Source organism: Labrys sp. F242 (assembly GCF_057813875.1).
The window spans coordinates 760,965-777,595 of record NZ_JBVASG010000003.1 but is presented as its reverse complement, the minus strand read 5'-3'; the positions used below and the strand labels follow the sequence as shown (position 1 = coordinate 777,595).

Annotated in this window: 13 protein-coding genes; 8 read left to right on the top strand and 5 right to left on the bottom strand. The window is 63.5% G+C overall.

All coding sequences use genetic code 11. The features are described from left to right. Positions 1–6: 6 nt before the first annotated feature. The 5 genes from ACZYTC_RS23265 to ACZYTC_RS23245 all read right to left on the bottom strand — a co-directional run bounded on the left by ACZYTC_RS23265 (position 7) and on the right by ACZYTC_RS23245 (position 7,877). The gene (locus ACZYTC_RS23265) at positions 7–2,709 is read right to left on the bottom strand and encodes a DUF4384 domain-containing protein (RefSeq protein ID WP_488990628.1); all 2,703 of its coding nucleotides are present in this window, start codon (positions 2,707–2,709) and stop codon (positions 7–9) included. Between the two features lie 10 nt (positions 2,710–2,719). Then, positions 2,720–4,198 carry a caspase family protein gene (locus ACZYTC_RS23260; RefSeq protein WP_434958163.1) on the bottom strand — a complete coding sequence of 493 codons (1,479 nt, stop codon included), beginning with the start codon at positions 4,196–4,198 and terminating at the stop codon, positions 2,720–2,722. A 38-nt stretch (positions 4,199–4,236) separates the two neighbouring features. After that, complete coding sequence (locus ACZYTC_RS23255) at positions 4,237–5,826, bottom strand: caspase family protein (RefSeq protein WP_488990627.1); 1,590 nt, start codon at positions 5,824–5,826, stop codon at positions 4,237–4,239. 308 nt (positions 5,827–6,134) lie between these two features. Beyond that, entirely contained in the window at positions 6,135–7,061 is a 927-nt protein-coding gene (locus ACZYTC_RS23250) for a c-type cytochrome (RefSeq protein ID WP_434958165.1), read from the bottom strand. A 381-nt stretch (positions 7,062–7,442) separates the two neighbouring features. Beyond that, complete coding sequence (locus ACZYTC_RS23245; protein ID WP_488990626.1) at positions 7,443–7,877, bottom strand: c-type cytochrome; 435 nt, start codon at positions 7,875–7,877, stop codon at positions 7,443–7,445. 345 nt (positions 7,878–8,222) lie between these two features. Here ACZYTC_RS23245 and ACZYTC_RS23240 point away from each other — a divergent pair, with 345 nt between their 5' ends. The 8 genes from ACZYTC_RS23240 (at position 8,223) to ACZYTC_RS23205 (ending at position 16,608) form a co-directional block, all read left to right on the top strand. Next, entirely contained in the window at positions 8,223–9,104 is an 882-nt protein-coding gene (locus ACZYTC_RS23240; protein WP_434958167.1) for an AraC family transcriptional regulator, read from the top strand. A gap of 55 nt (positions 9,105–9,159) precedes the next feature. Then, positions 9,160–10,248, top strand: a complete 1,089-nt coding sequence (locus ACZYTC_RS23235) for an alcohol dehydrogenase catalytic domain-containing protein (protein WP_454816014.1) — start codon at positions 9,160–9,162, stop codon at positions 10,246–10,248. 255 nt (positions 10,249–10,503) lie between these two features. Then, positions 10,504–11,085 (top strand): acyl carrier protein phosphodiesterase, encoded by a 582-nt coding sequence (locus ACZYTC_RS23230; RefSeq protein ID WP_488990625.1) that lies wholly within the window; start codon positions 10,504–10,506, stop codon positions 11,083–11,085. 94 nt (positions 11,086–11,179) lie between these two features. Continuing rightward, a complete protein-coding gene (locus tag ACZYTC_RS23225; protein ID WP_434958170.1) occupies positions 11,180–11,686 on the top strand; it encodes an invasion associated locus B family protein in 507 nt (168 codons plus the stop codon). 256 nt (positions 11,687–11,942) lie between these two features. Further along, positions 11,943–13,433 carry a L,D-transpeptidase family protein gene (locus ACZYTC_RS23220; protein ID WP_488990624.1) on the top strand — a complete coding sequence of 497 codons (1,491 nt, stop codon included), beginning with the start codon at positions 11,943–11,945 and terminating at the stop codon, positions 13,431–13,433. Positions 13,434–13,576: 143 nt separating this feature from the next. Continuing rightward, positions 13,577–14,200 carry a PadR family transcriptional regulator gene (locus ACZYTC_RS23215; RefSeq protein WP_488990623.1) on the top strand — a complete coding sequence of 208 codons (624 nt, stop codon included), beginning with the start codon at positions 13,577–13,579 and terminating at the stop codon, positions 14,198–14,200. Between the two features lie 132 nt (positions 14,201–14,332). Further along, positions 14,333–15,772, top strand: a complete 1,440-nt coding sequence (locus ACZYTC_RS23210) for an FAD-dependent oxidoreductase (RefSeq protein WP_488990622.1) — start codon at positions 14,333–14,335, stop codon at positions 15,770–15,772. A gap of 23 nt (positions 15,773–15,795) precedes the next feature. After that, positions 15,796–16,608, top strand: coding sequence for a class I SAM-dependent methyltransferase (locus ACZYTC_RS23205; RefSeq protein ID WP_441773200.1), 813 nt, complete (start codon positions 15,796–15,798; stop codon positions 16,606–16,608). The last annotated feature ends 23 nt before the right edge of the window (positions 16,609–16,631 follow it).

Sequence of the window (16,631 nt, the reverse complement as noted above, 5' to 3'; positions counted from 1 at the left end):
CCTCCCCTATCGCACCGGGATCACGATGGCGGTGGATGCGACCGACTGCTTGGCCGCGTCGGGAGCACCGGCCGCCACCTTGTTGCCCGTCGCCTGCGCAATCTTGGCGAACTGGGCCTGCTTGCGGCTGTCATTGTCAAGGCCGGAGGCTTCCTGGCGGTCCTCATTGGCTTCGACGACAATCTGGCGGGTCAGTCCCTGCTCGAAATTGGGGATCGAGGCAAAGCTATTGGCCACCGGATCGACCTGCATCCCGGCGATGCTGCGCGTCGCGCCGCCCACACGGCAGACCGCTACGACCTTCTCCTGGCCGGGATCGCGCAATTTGAAGGCGAATTTCGAGCCGGAACCGCCGAGCACCACGCGCTCGCCCGCCCGAACCGCGTTCTCGATCTGGAACTTGTTGGGGAAGATGATGGTGCCGGTGCCGGCCTTGTCGACGTTCACCACGAAAAGGTTGCAATCGCGGGTGGAGACCACCTGCATGACCATGCGGTCGCCGACATTATAGCTGCTCTTGTCCGCAGTGAGCTGCAGATCGAAGGAGCCGCCGGAGGCGGGCCTGTCGATCGGAGCTGCAACGGTCTGCGCGCCCTCGAGCTTGGAGGTGTCGAGCACGCGGTCCTCGGTCGCCCCTTCCACGAATTTCGAGAACAGCTGTTCGAACTGGTCGCGCGGCACGATGCCCTGCTCCAGGCGGCGCATCAGGGCGATGGCCTCGGGACCGGCGTCGATGAAGCGCTGCTTGAACTCTTCCGGCGGATAGCCGTATTCGGCGGCGGCCCGGCGCAGCGAGAGATCGTCCTCATAGCGCTTAAACAGGGCGTTGGTCATTTCCACGCCGGCGAGCTTGAGCGTCGGGTCGAGCCCGGCCCGCTTCATCGCCGTATTGAAGCGCTGGAAATCGTCCTCGATGATCGCATCCATCTTGGCATTGTCGGGATAGAGCGAGGCGACGGTGTCGCGGATGTCCTTGGAGAAGGAGCGATCGGCCGTTACCGCCTTGCGCACCTCGTCCTTGGCCTTGCGCATGCCCTGGTCGTGGCAGCCCATGCAGGAAATGCCGTTAGTCACCGAAAGGTCGCGCCGCGACGGATCGCGGACGATCTGCGTCGGTCCCTTGTCGAGGCGGGCACCGTCCGACTTGTTGAGATAGTAGCCCTGGAACCCGTTGGGCAGGGAGAAGATGCTCTCGCCGCCGTCATGATGGAAGCCGTTGGCGATACCGTCCTGCTCCGGACCCAGCGGATGCAGGAACAGGCTCTGCTTGCCCTTCGAACCGGCGAAGTCATAGGAGGTCCAGAAATAGCCGGTGCTGATCGGATGACGCTCGATCAGGCGGTTGTTCTGCGACACGCCCGATTTCTGGAAGCCGGCGCGCTGGGCGATGAACTTGTTGATGTTGTCGGCCATCGGCACACCGAGCTTGTCGGTCAGGCCGGGGAAGTCGTTGGGCAGCTGCAGCAGCGTGTCGTAGAGCGGGGGCTGGGAAGCCGTGAAGGCGAACCAGTCGCCGCGGACATAGGGCAGTTCGGTATTGGTCTGCTGGGCAATGAAGTCATAGGCGCGCACATCCGGTTTGACGGCGTAGGGATAGTTGGCGAGCACTGTGTTCCAGTCGCTTTCCTGCCAGCCCAAGTCCTCGAGATTGACCCCCACGATGGTCTTGGCCTCGTCGACGGTGGCGAGCTTCACCACGTCGGAACGGCGGCCGAGGCCGTTGATCAACTTGACCAGGCCCTGGCGATAGACGTTCATCGCCTCGTCGGTGGCGCAGGCATTGTAGAGATTGGTCAGCGTGAAATAGCGCATGCCGCGCACGCGGTGATCGTCCTGCTTCTGCAGGTCGGCCGAAATTGCGGCGACGACATCTTGGGACGTGACGAATTTGCGCCCGGTGCAGGCAGCAGCCTCCTGGTCGCCGGTTGCCTTGATCCACGTGCGCAGCGCCTCGATATCCGCCGTCGTGACTTCCGGCTTCGTCGTATCGAACTCGTAGTTCACGTCATACGGCATCTCCTTGTTGAGCACCTGCTGGAACAGCTTGGAACCCTCGGGATTGCCGGCCTGAATGAGATGCGGATCCGCGGCGATCTCTTCCATATGCAGGATGTTGCCGAAATTCTTGGCCGGCTTCTCGCGGTTGAGCATGCCGTTCTGATGGCAGCGCGAGCAGTGCTTGTCCAAGACGTCGAAGGCGGCCTTGGCCACCGGATCGCTCGGCACCTTGATATCGGCGGGAATACCGGCGGCGGCGGCCGCCGGGGCTGGTGCGGGTGCGGGTGCGGGCGCTGCCGGAGCTGGGGCTGCAGCAGGTGTGGGAGCCGGTGCCGGCGCCGGCTCGGCAGCCGGAGCGGCGGCGGGCGCAGGGGCGGCTGGTGGCGGCGGCGCGGACGGAGCGGCGGCGGGTTCGGGTTTCGGCTGGGGGGCGGGTGGAGCCGGCGGTGCAGCGGCAGGCGCAGGCGTCGCAGCGGGAGCAGCGGGTGCGGCCTGGCTGGCCGGTTCGACAGGTGCCGCCGGCGCGGGGGCGGCAACCGCCGGGTTGGCGGGCTTGCTGTCCCCCGCCGGCGCCTCGGCCGGCGCAGGGGCAGCCGTATTCTGATTGCTGGTCTGGGCGAAAACCTGCGAGGTCGAGGCCGCCAGCCCCGCCGTCAGCAGGGCGCCCGCGACCATCAGGCCGGCGATGCGCAGGGGATTGCGGTAAAACATGACGGTCTCCTCACGGGACGATTTCATAACGCATGGTTGCAACGGAACGTCCTATCGCCTTGGCATTGGCCTTGACACTGTCCGCATTGGCTGTTTTGGCGAGGCTGTCGGCCAGTTCGGGCAGGACCGACCCGTTGACCTCATCCTGCGGGATCACGTCGATCTTGCGCGTGACGAAGCCTTTCGACAGCTTCAAAGGATCAACCGCAACCAGCGCCAGGACTGTACCTTTTGTCACAGAGGTCGCATCGAAGCGCATGCCGTAGCTGGCATCGGGCACCATGATCGGGCTGCCGGCGCGAATCCGGCCATCCTTGCCATGGGCCGCGGCGATGGCGTTGGGAAAGAGCTGTACCACTTCGCCCTCGTCGGAGACCGAGAGCAGGATCAAGAAGCCGTCCTGCGAGGAGGTCACCTTGAAGCGCATGTCCCTGGTGCCCAAACGCACGGGCGATGGCGGAATCTGCTCGACGCTGACGCTGTCGGACAGTTTGGCCCCCAGCAAATCGAGGATCTTGTCCGCCGTTGGCTTGCCCTGGTTGAGTGCCTCGCCGCTCCCGGCCGAGGCGGTTCCTCCAACAACCGCAGCGACCTTGAGCGCCGCGCCATCCCCCGACAGCATTGGCGTCAGGCCCATCTCGCAACGGTCGCGGTGGCGTCCGCAATAGGCCGAGGATTGTGCCCTCACATAATCGAGCAGTTCCTGGTTCGAGACGGTGCCATTGCCATTGGCATCGGCCAGCCCCTTCTCGATGCCGTCGGCAAAAGCGGTGGTGAAGACGCCGCGATAAGCAGGCGCCGCCTCCTCGTCGACCAGAGCGGTCTGGGCGGGGGAGACCGCCTGCCATTTGACGAAATCGGTGCCCGCCGGCGCAGGCGCGGCCACCGGCTCATCCCCCAGCGCGGGCTCGACCACGATCGAGCGGGTGGAACCATCGAGCTGTGGCGAACGAGCGGCTGGATTGCCGCCGCCGCTGGCTTCGACGCTGATCGCCCGCGTCACCGTGCCGGCATGGCTGGAATCGATGACTTCCGTGATCCGGCGTCCGGCAAGCTTGCCGAGCTGCCGGTCGATCTCGTTGCGGCTCAGCGTATTGCCGAAGCCACCGGGCTGCATGGTGGCATCGAACGGCAGAAGGACGTCCTCGCGCCCGCTGCCGGTCTTGGCGGCTTGGCCCTTGCCCGCGAAATAGAAGAATACCCGTTCGCCCGACTTGCTGCCGCCGAGCCAATCGCGCAACCCGGAGAGGATCGCCGTGCCGGTCGCCTGATCGTCGAGGAGCAGCCTGACATCGCTCTTGTCATAGCCGAGCGCGCCCGTCAGCATCGCCTGCATGCGCAGAGCGTCGGCACGAGCGCCGCCCTTGAGCTCGGCCGAAAGCTCATCAGCCCGATAAGTGTCGATGCCGACGATCAGGGCTTTGTCGGCCAAGGCCGGGGTGGCGCCCACCAAGGCCATGACACCGACCACTATCCGGAACTTCCGCATGAATGGCATCCGAATGAAGGGCCTCCAAATGAAGAGCCTCATGGCGTCCCCGCGCTGGTGAAGACGTTGGCGATGCCGACCGTGACCGATTGGCCGCTCAGGGCGTTTTTCAGCGTATCAGGCAGGTCCTCGGCAGCCTGCGGGCTCGACAGTTTCTGCAAGGCAGTGTGCAACTGGTCCAGCGGCTGGTCTGACAGGACGGCGATCAGGTGCTCGGCGCCGAAAGGCGGATCGCGCACCTGCAGCGGCAAGGTGAAGGGCTTGCCGCTCCAATTCTCGTCGCGCTCGGCCTGGGAGGTCGGATAGAGGAATTCGACCTTGCCGTTGGGCGGCAGGTTGAACAGCGTCATGAAACGGTGATTGGAAGCGGCGAGGCCCACCGTCAGCTTTTCGCCGCGGTTGAAGGTGCGCGAGCCGCCGGCCACTTCGAAAGGCTGGATCGAGCCTCCGGCCATGGCCTGCAGGAAGGCGATCGCCCGCCATTTGGCGACGATGCCGCCAAGGCCGGAGGGCTGCACGCCCTCGGCCACCACGCCGGCCACGCGCTTTTCCACGGTGCCGGCGGCCGCGTCATAAACGAGGTCGGCGCCGGCTTCGTCGCTCACCAGCGTAGCGCCGGGAGGAGCACCGGCGAGGCTGCCATTGCGCACGGCAAGCGTAAGCTGGGTATTCGTCGCAACCTGCTCGGCAACGGCGATTGCCTTCACGATATCGTCCTGGCTCCCCTTCGGGCCGGTCGCCACGGAGCGGAAGACAGGAATGTCGCGGCTGATATCGGGGAAGGACTGCGAGACCTGCTGGCTCTGCGTCGCCTGCAGCACGAAGGCGCGCACGAAGGCGACGAGTTCCTTCTCGGTGGTCACGCCGTCATGATTGGCGTCGGCCTGCCCCTCCACTGCGCGCGAGAAGGCGTAGGACAAGGCGCCGCGCGGCTGGCCGTCGATCGCCACCTCCGGCACCAGCTTGTCGTCGGCGACGCCCGCCAGGAAGGTGAAGGGGTCGTTGGCAGCGATCTTGGTCGAGACATCAGGCACGGGCGGAGCGAAATCCAGCAATTCCTCACGCGAGATCTTGGCCTGGGGCGTCGCGCGATAGGTCAGGCCCAAGGTGACCGAGCGATACATCGTGCCGGAGTTGCAGGCGTCGATGACAATGATGGGATAGACCTTCTTGGCGGCCGCCTCCTTGAGCAGTACCGCCATTTCCTTGTCGACGATGCGATTGGCGGCACCAGGCAGCCTGGGGGCGAAGTCGGCCATAACCAGGATATTGTTCAACCCGTCGGGCGAATCGGGATCGTTCGGCTTGCCCGGCTCGCGCGAGCCGTGGCCGGCATAGCTGAAATAGAAGGTGTCGCCGGGCTGGGCCTGGTCCATCAACTCCTTCCAGGCGGCGAGGATGTTGGGCTTGGTTGCCTGCTTGTCGGTGATCAGGGTCAGCTTCTTGACGCCGGCCTTGGTCAAGGCCTGAGCAATGTCCTTGGCGTCGTTGACGGCACCGTGCAGGGAGTTGATCGGCGCTTCATAGGCATCGATACCCACCACCAGCGCATAGGAATCGGCGGCAAGCACCGGTGAAGCGAGTATCAGCCCCGCCCCGGTCACAATCGCCCTGATCGACGTCAGCATTCTCAGCGCTCGCACCACGTTTTGTCCCTGCCTACAGCAAAGCGCGCTTATGAGAAAACGCTGCTTGGCTCTCACTCCCCGTTTCGGCGCGTCTTGCGTTTCAGGCCAGATATCCAGGCCTTCCCGAGGCAAGGCTGGAACCTGGGCACTATCAAAGCCTGCGTGATTCCTCCGGGACAGGAATGGCCCCGTCCCGGGAAGCCAGCATGGAGCGCGTTCCTGCCACACAGACCGGACCACGCTCTTTAAGTCCTTGTTTCAATGCATAATCTTGTCCAAAAAGTCGCGCAACCTTCTGGGATTATGCTCTATGGCTTCTTCGGCGCCTTACCCGGGATCGCCGGCAGCGTCACCAGAAAGGCGGCCATCGCCTTGCGGTCGTCGTCGCTGAGATGGCCCGTATTCTGGACCACTTCGGCCATGCTGCCACCCGCCGAGTCATAGTCAGGCGTGAAACCATCCTTCAGGAAACTTGCGATCTGCGCCTCGGTCCAGGTGCCGATGCCGTCGGCATGGGGGGTGATGTTGGGCACCCAGCCCTTGCCTTCCGGATCGGGCCCGCCCGAAAACCGCTTATCCGCTTCAATACCGCCAAACGCGTTGCGCGGGCTGTGACATTCGGAACAGTGGCCAGGACCGAGCACCAGATAGGCGCCGCGATTCCACTCCGCGGTCTTGGACGGATCGGGCTTGAAGGGTTTGTCGTCGAAGAACAGGAACTTCCAGCCACCGAGCAGACGGCGGATGTTGAAGGGAAAGCCGATCTCATGCGGTTTGTCGGCGGTATCGACCGCCGGCAGCGTCTTCATATAGGCATAGAGATCGCGCACATCCTCCAGCTTCAGCTTGGCGTAGGACGTGAAGGGCAGAGCCGGGTACAGATGCTCGCCCTCGCGCCCGACGCCGCGCTGCAAGGCGTTGACGAATTCGAGCTCACTCCAGGCGCCGATGCCCTGCTTGGCGTCGGGGGAGATGTTGGGGGCATAGAAGGTGCCGAAGGGCGAGCCCAGCGCCAGCCCTCCACCGAGCTTGAGCCGCTCTTCCTGGCCCGGGGACTTGTGGCAGGAGACGCAGCCGCCGATATTGAAGATTGTCTCGCCATTGGCCAGGTTCGGCTTGTAATCCGCCGTGAGGACAGAGGCCGGCAGGGGCGCGGGCTGCGTCACGAACCAGAACACGCCCAGCCCGATCAGGCCAAGCACTACCAACCCACCGAGTATTCGCTTCAGTGACATCCGGGAAAGCCCCCTTTTCCGGCTTGAACGCCATTGTTCAGGCCCGTCTTGCCTGACAGTCGCCGCAGCCGGTTTATTCCCGGGTGGCGCCGACTGCAGATTGCGCGGCCCTTATCGTTTTTTTGCCCCGGCCGTCCCCTCACCAGAGCGTTTTGTGATCTGAATGACTCAGTTCAAATCGCAAAGACGCGCCAGAGCAAAGAGCTAGAGCAAATAAGCGTTCAAGCCTGAACGCGCTTTGCTCCAGATGTCCCAGGGTCATTTTGGCGCCCCCGGACAATGCGATCGCACAGCCTCAAAACGACATTACCGGGACGAGCCCGGCAATGTCACTTCGAGATCAATTTCCGGTGAAGCATCCCGGCAAGGCGCAAGGCTGCCTCAATTCTTCTTGATGCGATAGGTGCCGTGGCAGGCGTTGCAATTGGCGGCAACCGTGCCGAAAGCCTTGGCGAAGCTGGCCTGGTCTGCCGCAGCGAAAGCTGCCGTAGCGTCCGTACCGAGTTTGGCGGCGGCGGTCTTGAAGCCGGCCTGGTCTTCCCAGATCTTCGGTGCGGCCGTGGTCGGATCGGTGCCGCCAGTCTTGCTGTCATCGGGGAAGAGCGTGGGCAGCTTGGCCGAGTCGTCGACATAAACCTGCAGCAACGCCTTGACCTTGGCAGCGTCGAACGGCGTCTCGCCCTTGGCGACCCCTGCCAGTTCCTTGGTGTTCTTGGCCATGGTCTTCATCAAGGCCTGACGATCTTCGATCGGGCCGGCAAAAGCCGTGGCGACGCCGGCGGCAACCAGAGCAGCGGCGATAACGAAACGTTTCATACAGTTCTCCCTCACATGGGCAAAACGACGCGGTGGCGAATAGCACCTCGTTTTTGTTCCAATCGCAAGTGGGTAGCTTGGAATTATTTCAAATCATCCGGCGTTTTTGCGCTTGACCTTTGCGGATGTCATGGCCGCGTCACGCTACATCGTGGGACCCGACGGCAGGACGCATGGCCCGAGCCGCTCGACACTTGGCCGGCCCCATCGATCAAAAAAGTATCGGCGTCCACGTCGATGGCTGGTAGCTGGCGCCGCTGCCTTGCAGTAGGGTTTTCAGGGCAGGACACTCCTTGACAAGAAAATGACAATGTCCGGCAGCCTGAGACATGGGAGGCGGGGGCGATGGAGCCACAGCTTGAACTGGTTCAGATTCATAGCGGCGAATCCTTCATCGTCTGGGCGCATGGCTATCCCTTCCGCACGGTCCGCTGGCATTTTCATCCCGAATACGAAATTCACCTGATCACCGACACGACCGGGCATTGTTTCGTCGGTGACTTCATCGGCGACTTCGTGCCCGGCAATCTGGTGATGACGGGCCCCAACCTGCCGCACAACTGGATCAGTGACGTGGCCGAGGGCACCACCATCCCGCGCCGCTGCATCGTGCTGCAATTCACCCAGACCTTCATCGAATCCTGCATCGGCGTGTTCCCCGAGCTCGAACCGGTCGCCGCCCTGCTCGACGAGAGCCGGCGCGGTCTCCTGTTCCGGCCCGAGACCGGAGAAACCGCCCGCAGGATCATGACCGCACTCCTCAACGCCCAGGGTGCCGAGCGTATCGCTTTGTTCGTGCAGCTCCTCGGCCTACTCACTGCCGACAGAGGCCGCAAGAATCTCACCAGCGCGAGCTATCTGCCCGATCCCTCGGCCTATATGTCGGGCGGAATGAACCGGGCGCTCGCCTATGTCGGCGAACATCTCGAGGGCAATATGAGCGAGGGCGCCATCGCCGCCATTGCCGGCATGACCCCCGGCGGCTTCTCGCGCGCCTTCAAGCGCCACACTGGCATGACCTTCGTGCACTACGTCAACCGCATGCGCATCAACCTGGCCTGCCAGCTCCTGATGAGCGAGAAGAGCCCGGTCACGGACATCTGCTTTCGCATCGGCTTCAACAATCTGTCGAATTTCAACCGGCACTTCGCCTTGCAGAAGGGCATGTCACCGAGCCGCTTCCGCGCTTTGTTCAACGAGAACCGGACCTCGAATTTCGCGGCCTGACGCCGCCGCCGAACCATTCAAAAACACGATCGATGCCCCAGCACAGAGGAACGCCATGCCTGCCAGTAATTCGAGAATGACGGCCATCGTCTGCCACGGCCCCGAGGACTATCGCGTCGAGGACGTCGGGCGGCCGGTGGCGGGGCAGAACGAGCTGGTCGTGAAGATCGGCGCCTGCGGCATCTGCGCCAGCGACTGCAAATGCTGGTCGGGCGCGGCCATGTTCTGGGGCGGCAAGAACCCCTATGTGAAGCCGCCCGTCATCCCCGGCCATGAATTCTTCGGTTATGTCGAGGAATTGGGGCCGGGCGCGGCCGAGCATTTCGGCGTGAAGGCCGGCGACATGGTGATCGCCGAGCAGATCGTGCCCTGCGATCGCTGCCGCTATTGCCGCTCGGGCAGCTACTGGATGTGCGAGGTGCACAACATCTTCGGCTTCCAGCGCGAGGTCGCCGATGGCGGCATGAGCGAATATATGAAGTTCCCGACCACGGCCCGCGTGCACAAGATCCCGGCGGAGATGCCGCTGGCCGATGCCGCGGTGATCGAGCCCCTGTCCTGCGCCATCCATACGGTGCAGCGCGGCGACATCCAGCTTGCCGACGTGGTGGTGATCGCCGGCGCCGGCCCGCTCGGCCTGCTGATGACACAGGTTGCCCGGCTGAAGACACCCAGGAAGCTGGTGGTCGTCGACCTGATGGAAGACCGTCTGGAACTCGCCAGGGGCTTCGGAGCCGATGTCACCATCAATCCCAAGACTGATGATGTCGACGAAGTCGTGCGTTCCCTTACCGACGGCTATGGCTGCGACGTCTATATCGAGACGACAGGCCATCCCAGCGGCGTGACCCAGGGCCTGCAGATCATCCGAAAGCTCGGGCGCTTCGTCGAATTCTCGGTCTTCGGCAAGGAAACCTCCGCGGATTGGTCGATCATCGGCGACCGCAAGGAACTCGACATCCGCGGCGCCCATCTTGGACCCTATTGCTATCCGATCGCCATCGACCTCTTGACGCGCGGGCTGGTGACTTCGAAGGGCATCGTCACCCACCAATATGACCTGGCCGACTGGGACGAGGCGCTCAAGCTCGCCAACTCGACCGACTCGATCAAGGTGTTGCTGACGCCTGGGTATCGCAAATAAGCCTCAGGCGGCCATGCGGCTCACTGAAAGAGAAAAAACTTCGAATTGTCATAGCCGGGCTTGACCCGGCTATCCAGAAGCCGCCCGCACGACCTTCCGCCCGGCAGGTCAAAGCATCGGCAGGGATCGTCCCCTCGGCTTCTCTCCCAAGCAGAGGGGTCGGACTCTGCCCGAGGGCCGGCGCGTCTTGCGTCCCAGCGCGCCGGCCCTCATATCTTGCGGAAACGGGCGCCTGTTTCGTCCCGCCGGATCCGCATGAACTATCTCGCCCATCTCCTGCTTTCACCGCCCGATGCGGCGTTCCGGATCGGCAATCTCCTGCCCGACCTGCTGCGGCTGCCGCAACTCGAACTGTTCGAGGGCCGCTATCGCGAGGGCATCGAGCTGCACCGGCGCATCGACGCCTTCACCGATGCCCATCCCCTTACGCAGCATAGCCGGCAACGCCTCTGGCCCGCCTTTCGGCGCTTTTCCGGCGTGATCGTGGATGTCGTCTATGATCATTGCCTGATCCAGCGCTGGGAGCTTTATCACGGGCAGCCTTTGCCGGTGTTCCTGGCCGAGGTGCGGGCCTCCCTGCCCGCCCTGCGCGAGGATCTGCCGGACAGGGCCTACAGGCGCATTGACTCCCTCACCCAGTGGCTCGGCGACTACGAGACCATGGCAGGTGTCAGCACCGCCATGACCGAACTCGGCAAGCGCCTGCGCCGACCGGTGGAATTCGTCGGACTCCAGGCCATCCTGGAACAGCAGCAACAAGGATTTCTCGACGATTTCGACGCCTTCTTCCCCGATCTCGTCACCATGACCCAAGCCAGCGTGAACGGCGCCGCTTAAAAGTAATGCATTTGTAATGATACCTTAGCTTCTCGTTAACGCTTGCGCCCAAACATTGTCGTGCGGGGGCAAGAGACGAGGAATTCATGCAAACATGACTCAACTATCGATTTTCGCACTGGTCATTTTCGTTCTTTCGACCACGGGTGTACTTGCGGCATCACCAAAATCTTTGGGTGTATTCGGCAAATGGAGCACTTGGGCCTATACTGACAACTCTGGGAATCATTGTTTCATCTATTCGAGTCCGGTCAGCAAAGAGCCCGCTTCGCTCAATCACGGCGATGTCTCCTTCTTCATTCGCGCCGCCAGGCAGACCGAGGCTCGCAGCGAGGCCAGCCTGCAGACCGGCTATGCCCTTGCCGGTAATGCCGACATCCTGGTCAGCGTGGGAGCACAGCCCTTCCATATGATTTCGTCCGGCAATGGCGCCTGGCTGCGCCGAACGGGCACGCGGGAGACCGAATTCCTGGCCGCACTGAAGCAGGAGCGCACCATGACCGTGGACGCGGTCTCGGGCCGGGGCAACAAGACCCGTTATGTCTTTTCGCTCGACGGCGTGACCAAGGCGATGGCCCGCTTGCGCCAGGCCTGTCCCTGACAGGGCGAGGACCGGCATCATGCCGCTGGCTCGACGCTCCGATTGATGGACCTCTCGTCATTGCGAGCGCAGCGAAGCAATCCAAGCTTATGGCGCAGGAAAAACTGGATTGCTTCGCCATGCCAACCCTGCGGATTGGCAGAGCTTGCAATGACGATTATCGTTAATGGCCACGGGAGGTCCCGTAAGGAAAGATTCACTATCCTCGCGATAGTCTGGGGACCTGTAAGTGTCCCAGTTGCGTTTGAGTGATTTCATGACCTCCTCCTGGCTTTCCTATTCGTTTCAGAACCGGGAGACTTCGTCCCGCCGCGCTTCTTCACGAGCGGGATGGTCCGGCGCGCCCCTGCGCCGCCTGGTCGCCATTCGGCGCCTGGGTGCCCTGACCTCCGCCCTCGTCGTCGCCTTCACCATCCCGGCTTTCGCCAACGAGGAACCCAACTACTCCCCGCGTACCTATGAGCTGACCTTGCGGGCCATCTCCGCCTATGAGGAGATCGCCGACAATGGTGGCTGGCAGGCTCTACCGCCAACTGCCGCAGGCATGAAAATCGGCGCCAAGGGCAAATTCGCCAAGGCGCTGCGCGACCGGCTCACTGCCACCCGCGACCTCGATCCCTCCCTGCCTCCCAGCAGCGAGTTCGACCAGGCCACGCAGGACGCGCTCAAGCGCTTCCAGGCCCGGCACGGCCTGAGCGAGACCGGCTCGGTCGGCCGCCTCACCATGCTGGCGCTCAACGTACCGGTAGAGCAGCGGCTGCGCGAACTCGATGCCTCCGCCAACCGCCTGGCCGCCTTGAAATTCAAGTTCGGCGAGCGCTACATCGTCTCCAACATCCCCGCCGCCGCCCTGGAGGCGGTCGACAATGGCGTGGTGGCACGCACCTACACCACCGTGGTCGGCCGTCCCGATCGCGCCTCGCCGACCCTGCAGACCAGAGTCATCGCCGTCAACATCCTGCCTTATTGGAATGCGCCGCAGTCGATCTTCAAGGCCGACATCATGCCCAAGCTCCAGAAGGATCCGGGCTATCTGAAGGCCAACCATCTCAAGCTCTATCGCGGCCGCCAGGAGATCGACCCCACCACCGTGGACTGGAGCAAGGCGCGCGCCTCCGATTTCCTCGCCAAGCAGGATCCCGGCGTGTGGAACTCGCTCGGCTTCCTGCGTATCGACATGCCCAACTCCGATGCCGTCTACATGCATGACACGTCCCATCGCGAACTCTTCCGCAACGATGTGCGCTTCCAGTCTTCGGGTTGCATCCGCGTCGCCGGTGCGCAGGACCTCGCCGCCTGGATCATGGAAGGCTCGGACTGGAGCGGCCAGGCGATCCAGGACCAGATCGATTCCGGCGAGCCCAAGACCATCAAGCCAGCCAAGCCGATTCCCGTGGCCTGGGTCTACCTGACCGGCTGGGGCGGCCCCGACGGCAGCGTGCAGTTCCGTCCGGACGTCTACAATTTCGACACGCCGGCCGATCAGCTCGTCGCCAAGGACGCCAGCGCCCAGCCCGTCCCGGTGGACCGGACCGGCTCGGTGCCCGTTGCGCCGCCGAAAGCGGCCAAGCCTGCAACGCCGAAGCCCACCGCGGCCAAGCCCATTTCCGCACCCAAGCCTGCAGTCCCGGCCAAGCCGCTCGTCGTCAAGCCTGTGAGTGTGAAGCCCACGACCGTGAAGTCGCCCGCCACCAAGACAGTGACGGTCAAGACCATTCCCGTCTCGGTCAGCCTGCCGGCGAACTGATCGCCCTTCAGTACCCGGTCCGCCCTTTCGCCTGACGCCCCGGTCCCGAAGGCCGGGGCGTTGTGCGTTTCAGGGTGAGTCGCTTGAAATGTTCATATAGTCATAATTTGACTAGTTGTGTCTAATCTAGTAATAATATGACTATGGAAAATTTCAAACGCTCCCCACTTGCCCTCGCCGTGCTCGCGCTGCTGATCGAGGCACCCATGCATCCCTACCGCATGCAGCAATTGCTGAAATCGCGCGGCAAGGAGGAGGTCATTAACATCCGCCAGCGCGGCTCACTCTATCAGACCATCGAACGGCTCGAACGCGAGGGCCTGATCGCCCCGGGCAGCGTCGAGAAGAGCGAGGGACGGCCGGAACGGACCGTCTATGAGGCAACCCCGCTTGGACGGACAGTTGCCGTCGATTGGCTGCGCACGATGCTGGCGGAACCTCACAACGAGTTTCCGGAATTTCCCGTCGCCATGTCCTTCCTCCCGCTGCTTTCGCCGGAGGAAGTCATGCCGCTGCTCGAAACGAGATTGACGGCCTTGCGCAGGCGCGAATTCGGGCTCGCCGCGGAGCTGGAGAATTATCTCACCGTGCTGCCGCGCGTGGTGCTGCTGGAGAGTCAGTACATGCTGGCCATCGTGAGCGCGGAGCGAAACTGGATCGAAGGCGTCATCGCCGATCTTCGCTCGGGCCGGCTCGCCTGGTCGATCGAGGAACTCAAGACAATCGCCGCCCAGTTCGAGGGTGAACAGCCGCCCCACACCGGATAAGTCCGCGCCCCCGCGCTCCACCCGCAATCCCAAGGAAGACCGCGACCGGCCTCGTTCGAGGCGGATGTCGCACGCCCTTCATCCATCGTCAGCCACCCGCCGGGAAACACCGTGCGCGGGAGAGGAGGAACCATGTCCAATGCCCCCGAAAAGCAAAATCTGAGCGTGATCGTCATCGGCGCCGGCACCGGCGGCCTGTGCCTTGCTCATGGGCTCAGGCGGGCCGGCATCACGGTGAACGTGTTCGAGCGCGACCGCACTCGCAAGGACGGGCTGCAGGGCTTCCGGGTCGGCATCGATCCCGATGGCTGCCGCGCGCTCGACGCCAATCTGCCGCCGGCGCTGTACGAGACCTTTCTGGCGACCTGCGCCATCTCCCCGCACTGGTTCAACATGCTCAGCGAGCGCTATGGGGAATTGTTGAGCCTGAAGCCTAGCCCGCCGAGGGATCCGCGCCATGGCCAGCGCTCCGTCAGCCGCATGACGCTGCGCCAGGTCCTGCTGACGGGGCTGGAAGACGTCACCCATTTCGACAAGGTGTTTTCCCGTTACGAGCAGCGGACCGACGGCCAGGTCGAGGCTTTCTTCGAGGATGGTTCGAGCGCGGTGGCCGACGTGCTGGTTGCAGCCGACGGCTCCAACTCGCGCATCCGCAGGCAATATCTGCCACAGGCCGAGATGGACGACACGCTGATCCGCTCGATTGGCGGAAAGGTGCCGGCCACACCCGAGACCCTGGCGCTGCTCACCCAGAAGATCCATCGCGGCGTGACGCTCATCATGGCCCCCAGGGGTTTTGGTGGCATCCTCCATGTCATGGAGTTTCCCTGGGACAAGGCAGGTGCCCCCAAGCAGGGCATCGGCACGACGGATGCCGATCTGATCGCCCAATGGCCCGGCCTGCGCTTCGACAACAGCCGCGACTATATCAGCTGGGGCATCTGGGCGGCCGCCGACAAGTTTCCCCAGGATCTGCGCACGATGAATGGGGAAACCCTGCTGGCGCTGAGCCAGAGCCTCACGGCCAAATGGCATCCGAACTGGCGCCGGCTGCTGGCTGTCTCGGAGCCGAATTCGGTGTTTCCGGTAGTCATCCGCACTTCCGTGCCGGTCGAACCTTGGGCGCCGTCCAATGTCACCTTGCTGGGCGATGCCATCCACACCATGACGCCCGGGCGTGGTGTCGGTGCCAATACGGCGCTGCGCGATGCCGCCTTGCTGACCCGCCATCTCAAGGTGGTGCAGGAAGGAAGCGCGGGGCTGGTGGAGGCGATCGGAGCCTATGAGGCCCAGATGCGGCAATACAGCAATGAAGCAGTCGAACGATCGCGCCAGCAGATGGACGGGCGCACGGCGATCCACAAGCCGGTGATCGGACGTGCCTTGCTGGCCTGCCAGCGCACCGCCATGCGCCTCGTCAACGTCACGCCGCCACTCAAGCGCAAGATGCTGCACTCGCTGGAAGCCCTCCGCGGCGGCGAGCGCGAGGCGGATGGGGTGGTCCAGCGCGCGCAATGCCGCTCGGTCGAAAACGCGCAAGAGCAAGCCATTCATGCTAAGCTGGCGGGCTAGCGAACCGCTGGCGGGTGATGGCCATGTTGGAAACGGACAAGCTGTTCACCGGCTCGATTCCGGAAAACTACGACCGCTACATGGTGCCGTTGATTTTCGAGCCGTTCGCCACCGACCTGGCCCGACGGGCCGCCTCCCTGTCGCCCATTTCAGTCCTGGAAATCGCCGCGGGCACCGGGGTGGTCACCCGCATGCTGGCGCCGAAACTGCCTCCCGACGCCAGCTATGTCGTCACCGACCTCAACCAGCCGATGCTCGACTATGCCGCCTCGCGGCAAACGCCCGACAGTCGTATCACCTGGCGCCAGGCCGATGCTCTGGCGCTGCCGTTCGACGATGCGGCCTTCGATCTCGTTTGTTGCCAATTCGGCGCGATGTTCTTCCCCGACCGGCCGGCCGCCTACCGCCAGGCTCGGCGTGTCCTCAAACCCGGAGGACATTTCCTGTTCAACGTCTGGGACCGGATCGAGGAGAACATCTTTGCCGATGAGGTGACGAAGGCGCTGGCAGAGATTTTCCCGGACGATCCGCCGCGCTTTCTGGCGCGCACGCCGCACGGCTATCACGATACCGGACTGATCCGAAGCGAGCTGGAGGGCGCAGGCTTTTCCCGCGTGCTGATCGAGACGAGAGCCGAACAAAGCCGTGCATCCTCGCCGCGCCTTCCCGCCGTTGCCTATTGCCAGGGAACCCTGCTCCGCACCGAAATCGAGGCCCGAGAAACTGGCAAACTGGACGCTGCAACCGATCACGCTGCATCAGCGATTGCCGGCAGGCATGGCCATGGCGAGGTTGCCGCCAAAATTCAGGCGCATGTCATCGTGGCAGCGGTCTAGAGCAAAGCGCGTTCAAGCATGAA

What these genes read in the sequence shown, in the direction of transcription:
- ACZYTC_RS23240 (WP_434958167.1), top strand. Translation starts at nt 8,223, where the DNA reads ATGGAGCCACAGCTTGAACTGGTTCAGATTCATAGCGGCGAATCCTTC.
- ACZYTC_RS23235 (WP_454816014.1), top strand. Translation starts at nt 9,160, where the DNA reads ATGCCTGCCAGTAATTCGAGAATGACGGCCATCGTCTGCCACGGCCCC.
- ACZYTC_RS23260 (WP_434958163.1), bottom strand. Translation starts at nt 4,198, where the DNA reads ATGCGGAAGTTCCGGATAGTGGTCGGTGTCATGGCCTTGGTGGGCGCC.
- ACZYTC_RS23245 (WP_488990626.1), bottom strand. Translation starts at nt 7,877, where the DNA reads ATGAAACGTTTCGTTATCGCCGCTGCTCTGGTTGCCGCCGGCGTCGCC.
- ACZYTC_RS23205 (WP_441773200.1), top strand. Translation starts at nt 15,796, where the DNA reads ATGTTGGAAACGGACAAGCTGTTCACCGGCTCGATTCCGGAAAACTAC.
- ACZYTC_RS23210 (WP_488990622.1), top strand. Translation starts at nt 14,333, where the DNA reads ATGTCCAATGCCCCCGAAAAGCAAAATCTGAGCGTGATCGTCATCGGC.
- ACZYTC_RS23225 (WP_434958170.1), top strand. Translation starts at nt 11,180, where the DNA reads ATGACTCAACTATCGATTTTCGCACTGGTCATTTTCGTTCTTTCGACC.
- ACZYTC_RS23230 (WP_488990625.1), top strand. Translation starts at nt 10,504, where the DNA reads ATGAACTATCTCGCCCATCTCCTGCTTTCACCGCCCGATGCGGCGTTC.
- ACZYTC_RS23215 (WP_488990623.1), top strand. Translation starts at nt 13,577, where the DNA reads ATGGAAAATTTCAAACGCTCCCCACTTGCCCTCGCCGTGCTCGCGCTG.
- ACZYTC_RS23255 (WP_488990627.1), bottom strand. Translation starts at nt 5,826, where the DNA reads ATGCTGACGTCGATCAGGGCGATTGTGACCGGGGCGGGGCTGATACTC.
- ACZYTC_RS23220 (WP_488990624.1), top strand. Translation starts at nt 11,943, where the DNA reads ATGACCTCCTCCTGGCTTTCCTATTCGTTTCAGAACCGGGAGACTTCG.
- ACZYTC_RS23250 (WP_434958165.1), bottom strand. Translation starts at nt 7,061, where the DNA reads ATGTCACTGAAGCGAATACTCGGTGGGTTGGTAGTGCTTGGCCTGATC.
- ACZYTC_RS23265 (WP_488990628.1), bottom strand. Translation starts at nt 2,709, where the DNA reads ATGTTTTACCGCAATCCCCTGCGCATCGCCGGCCTGATGGTCGCGGGC.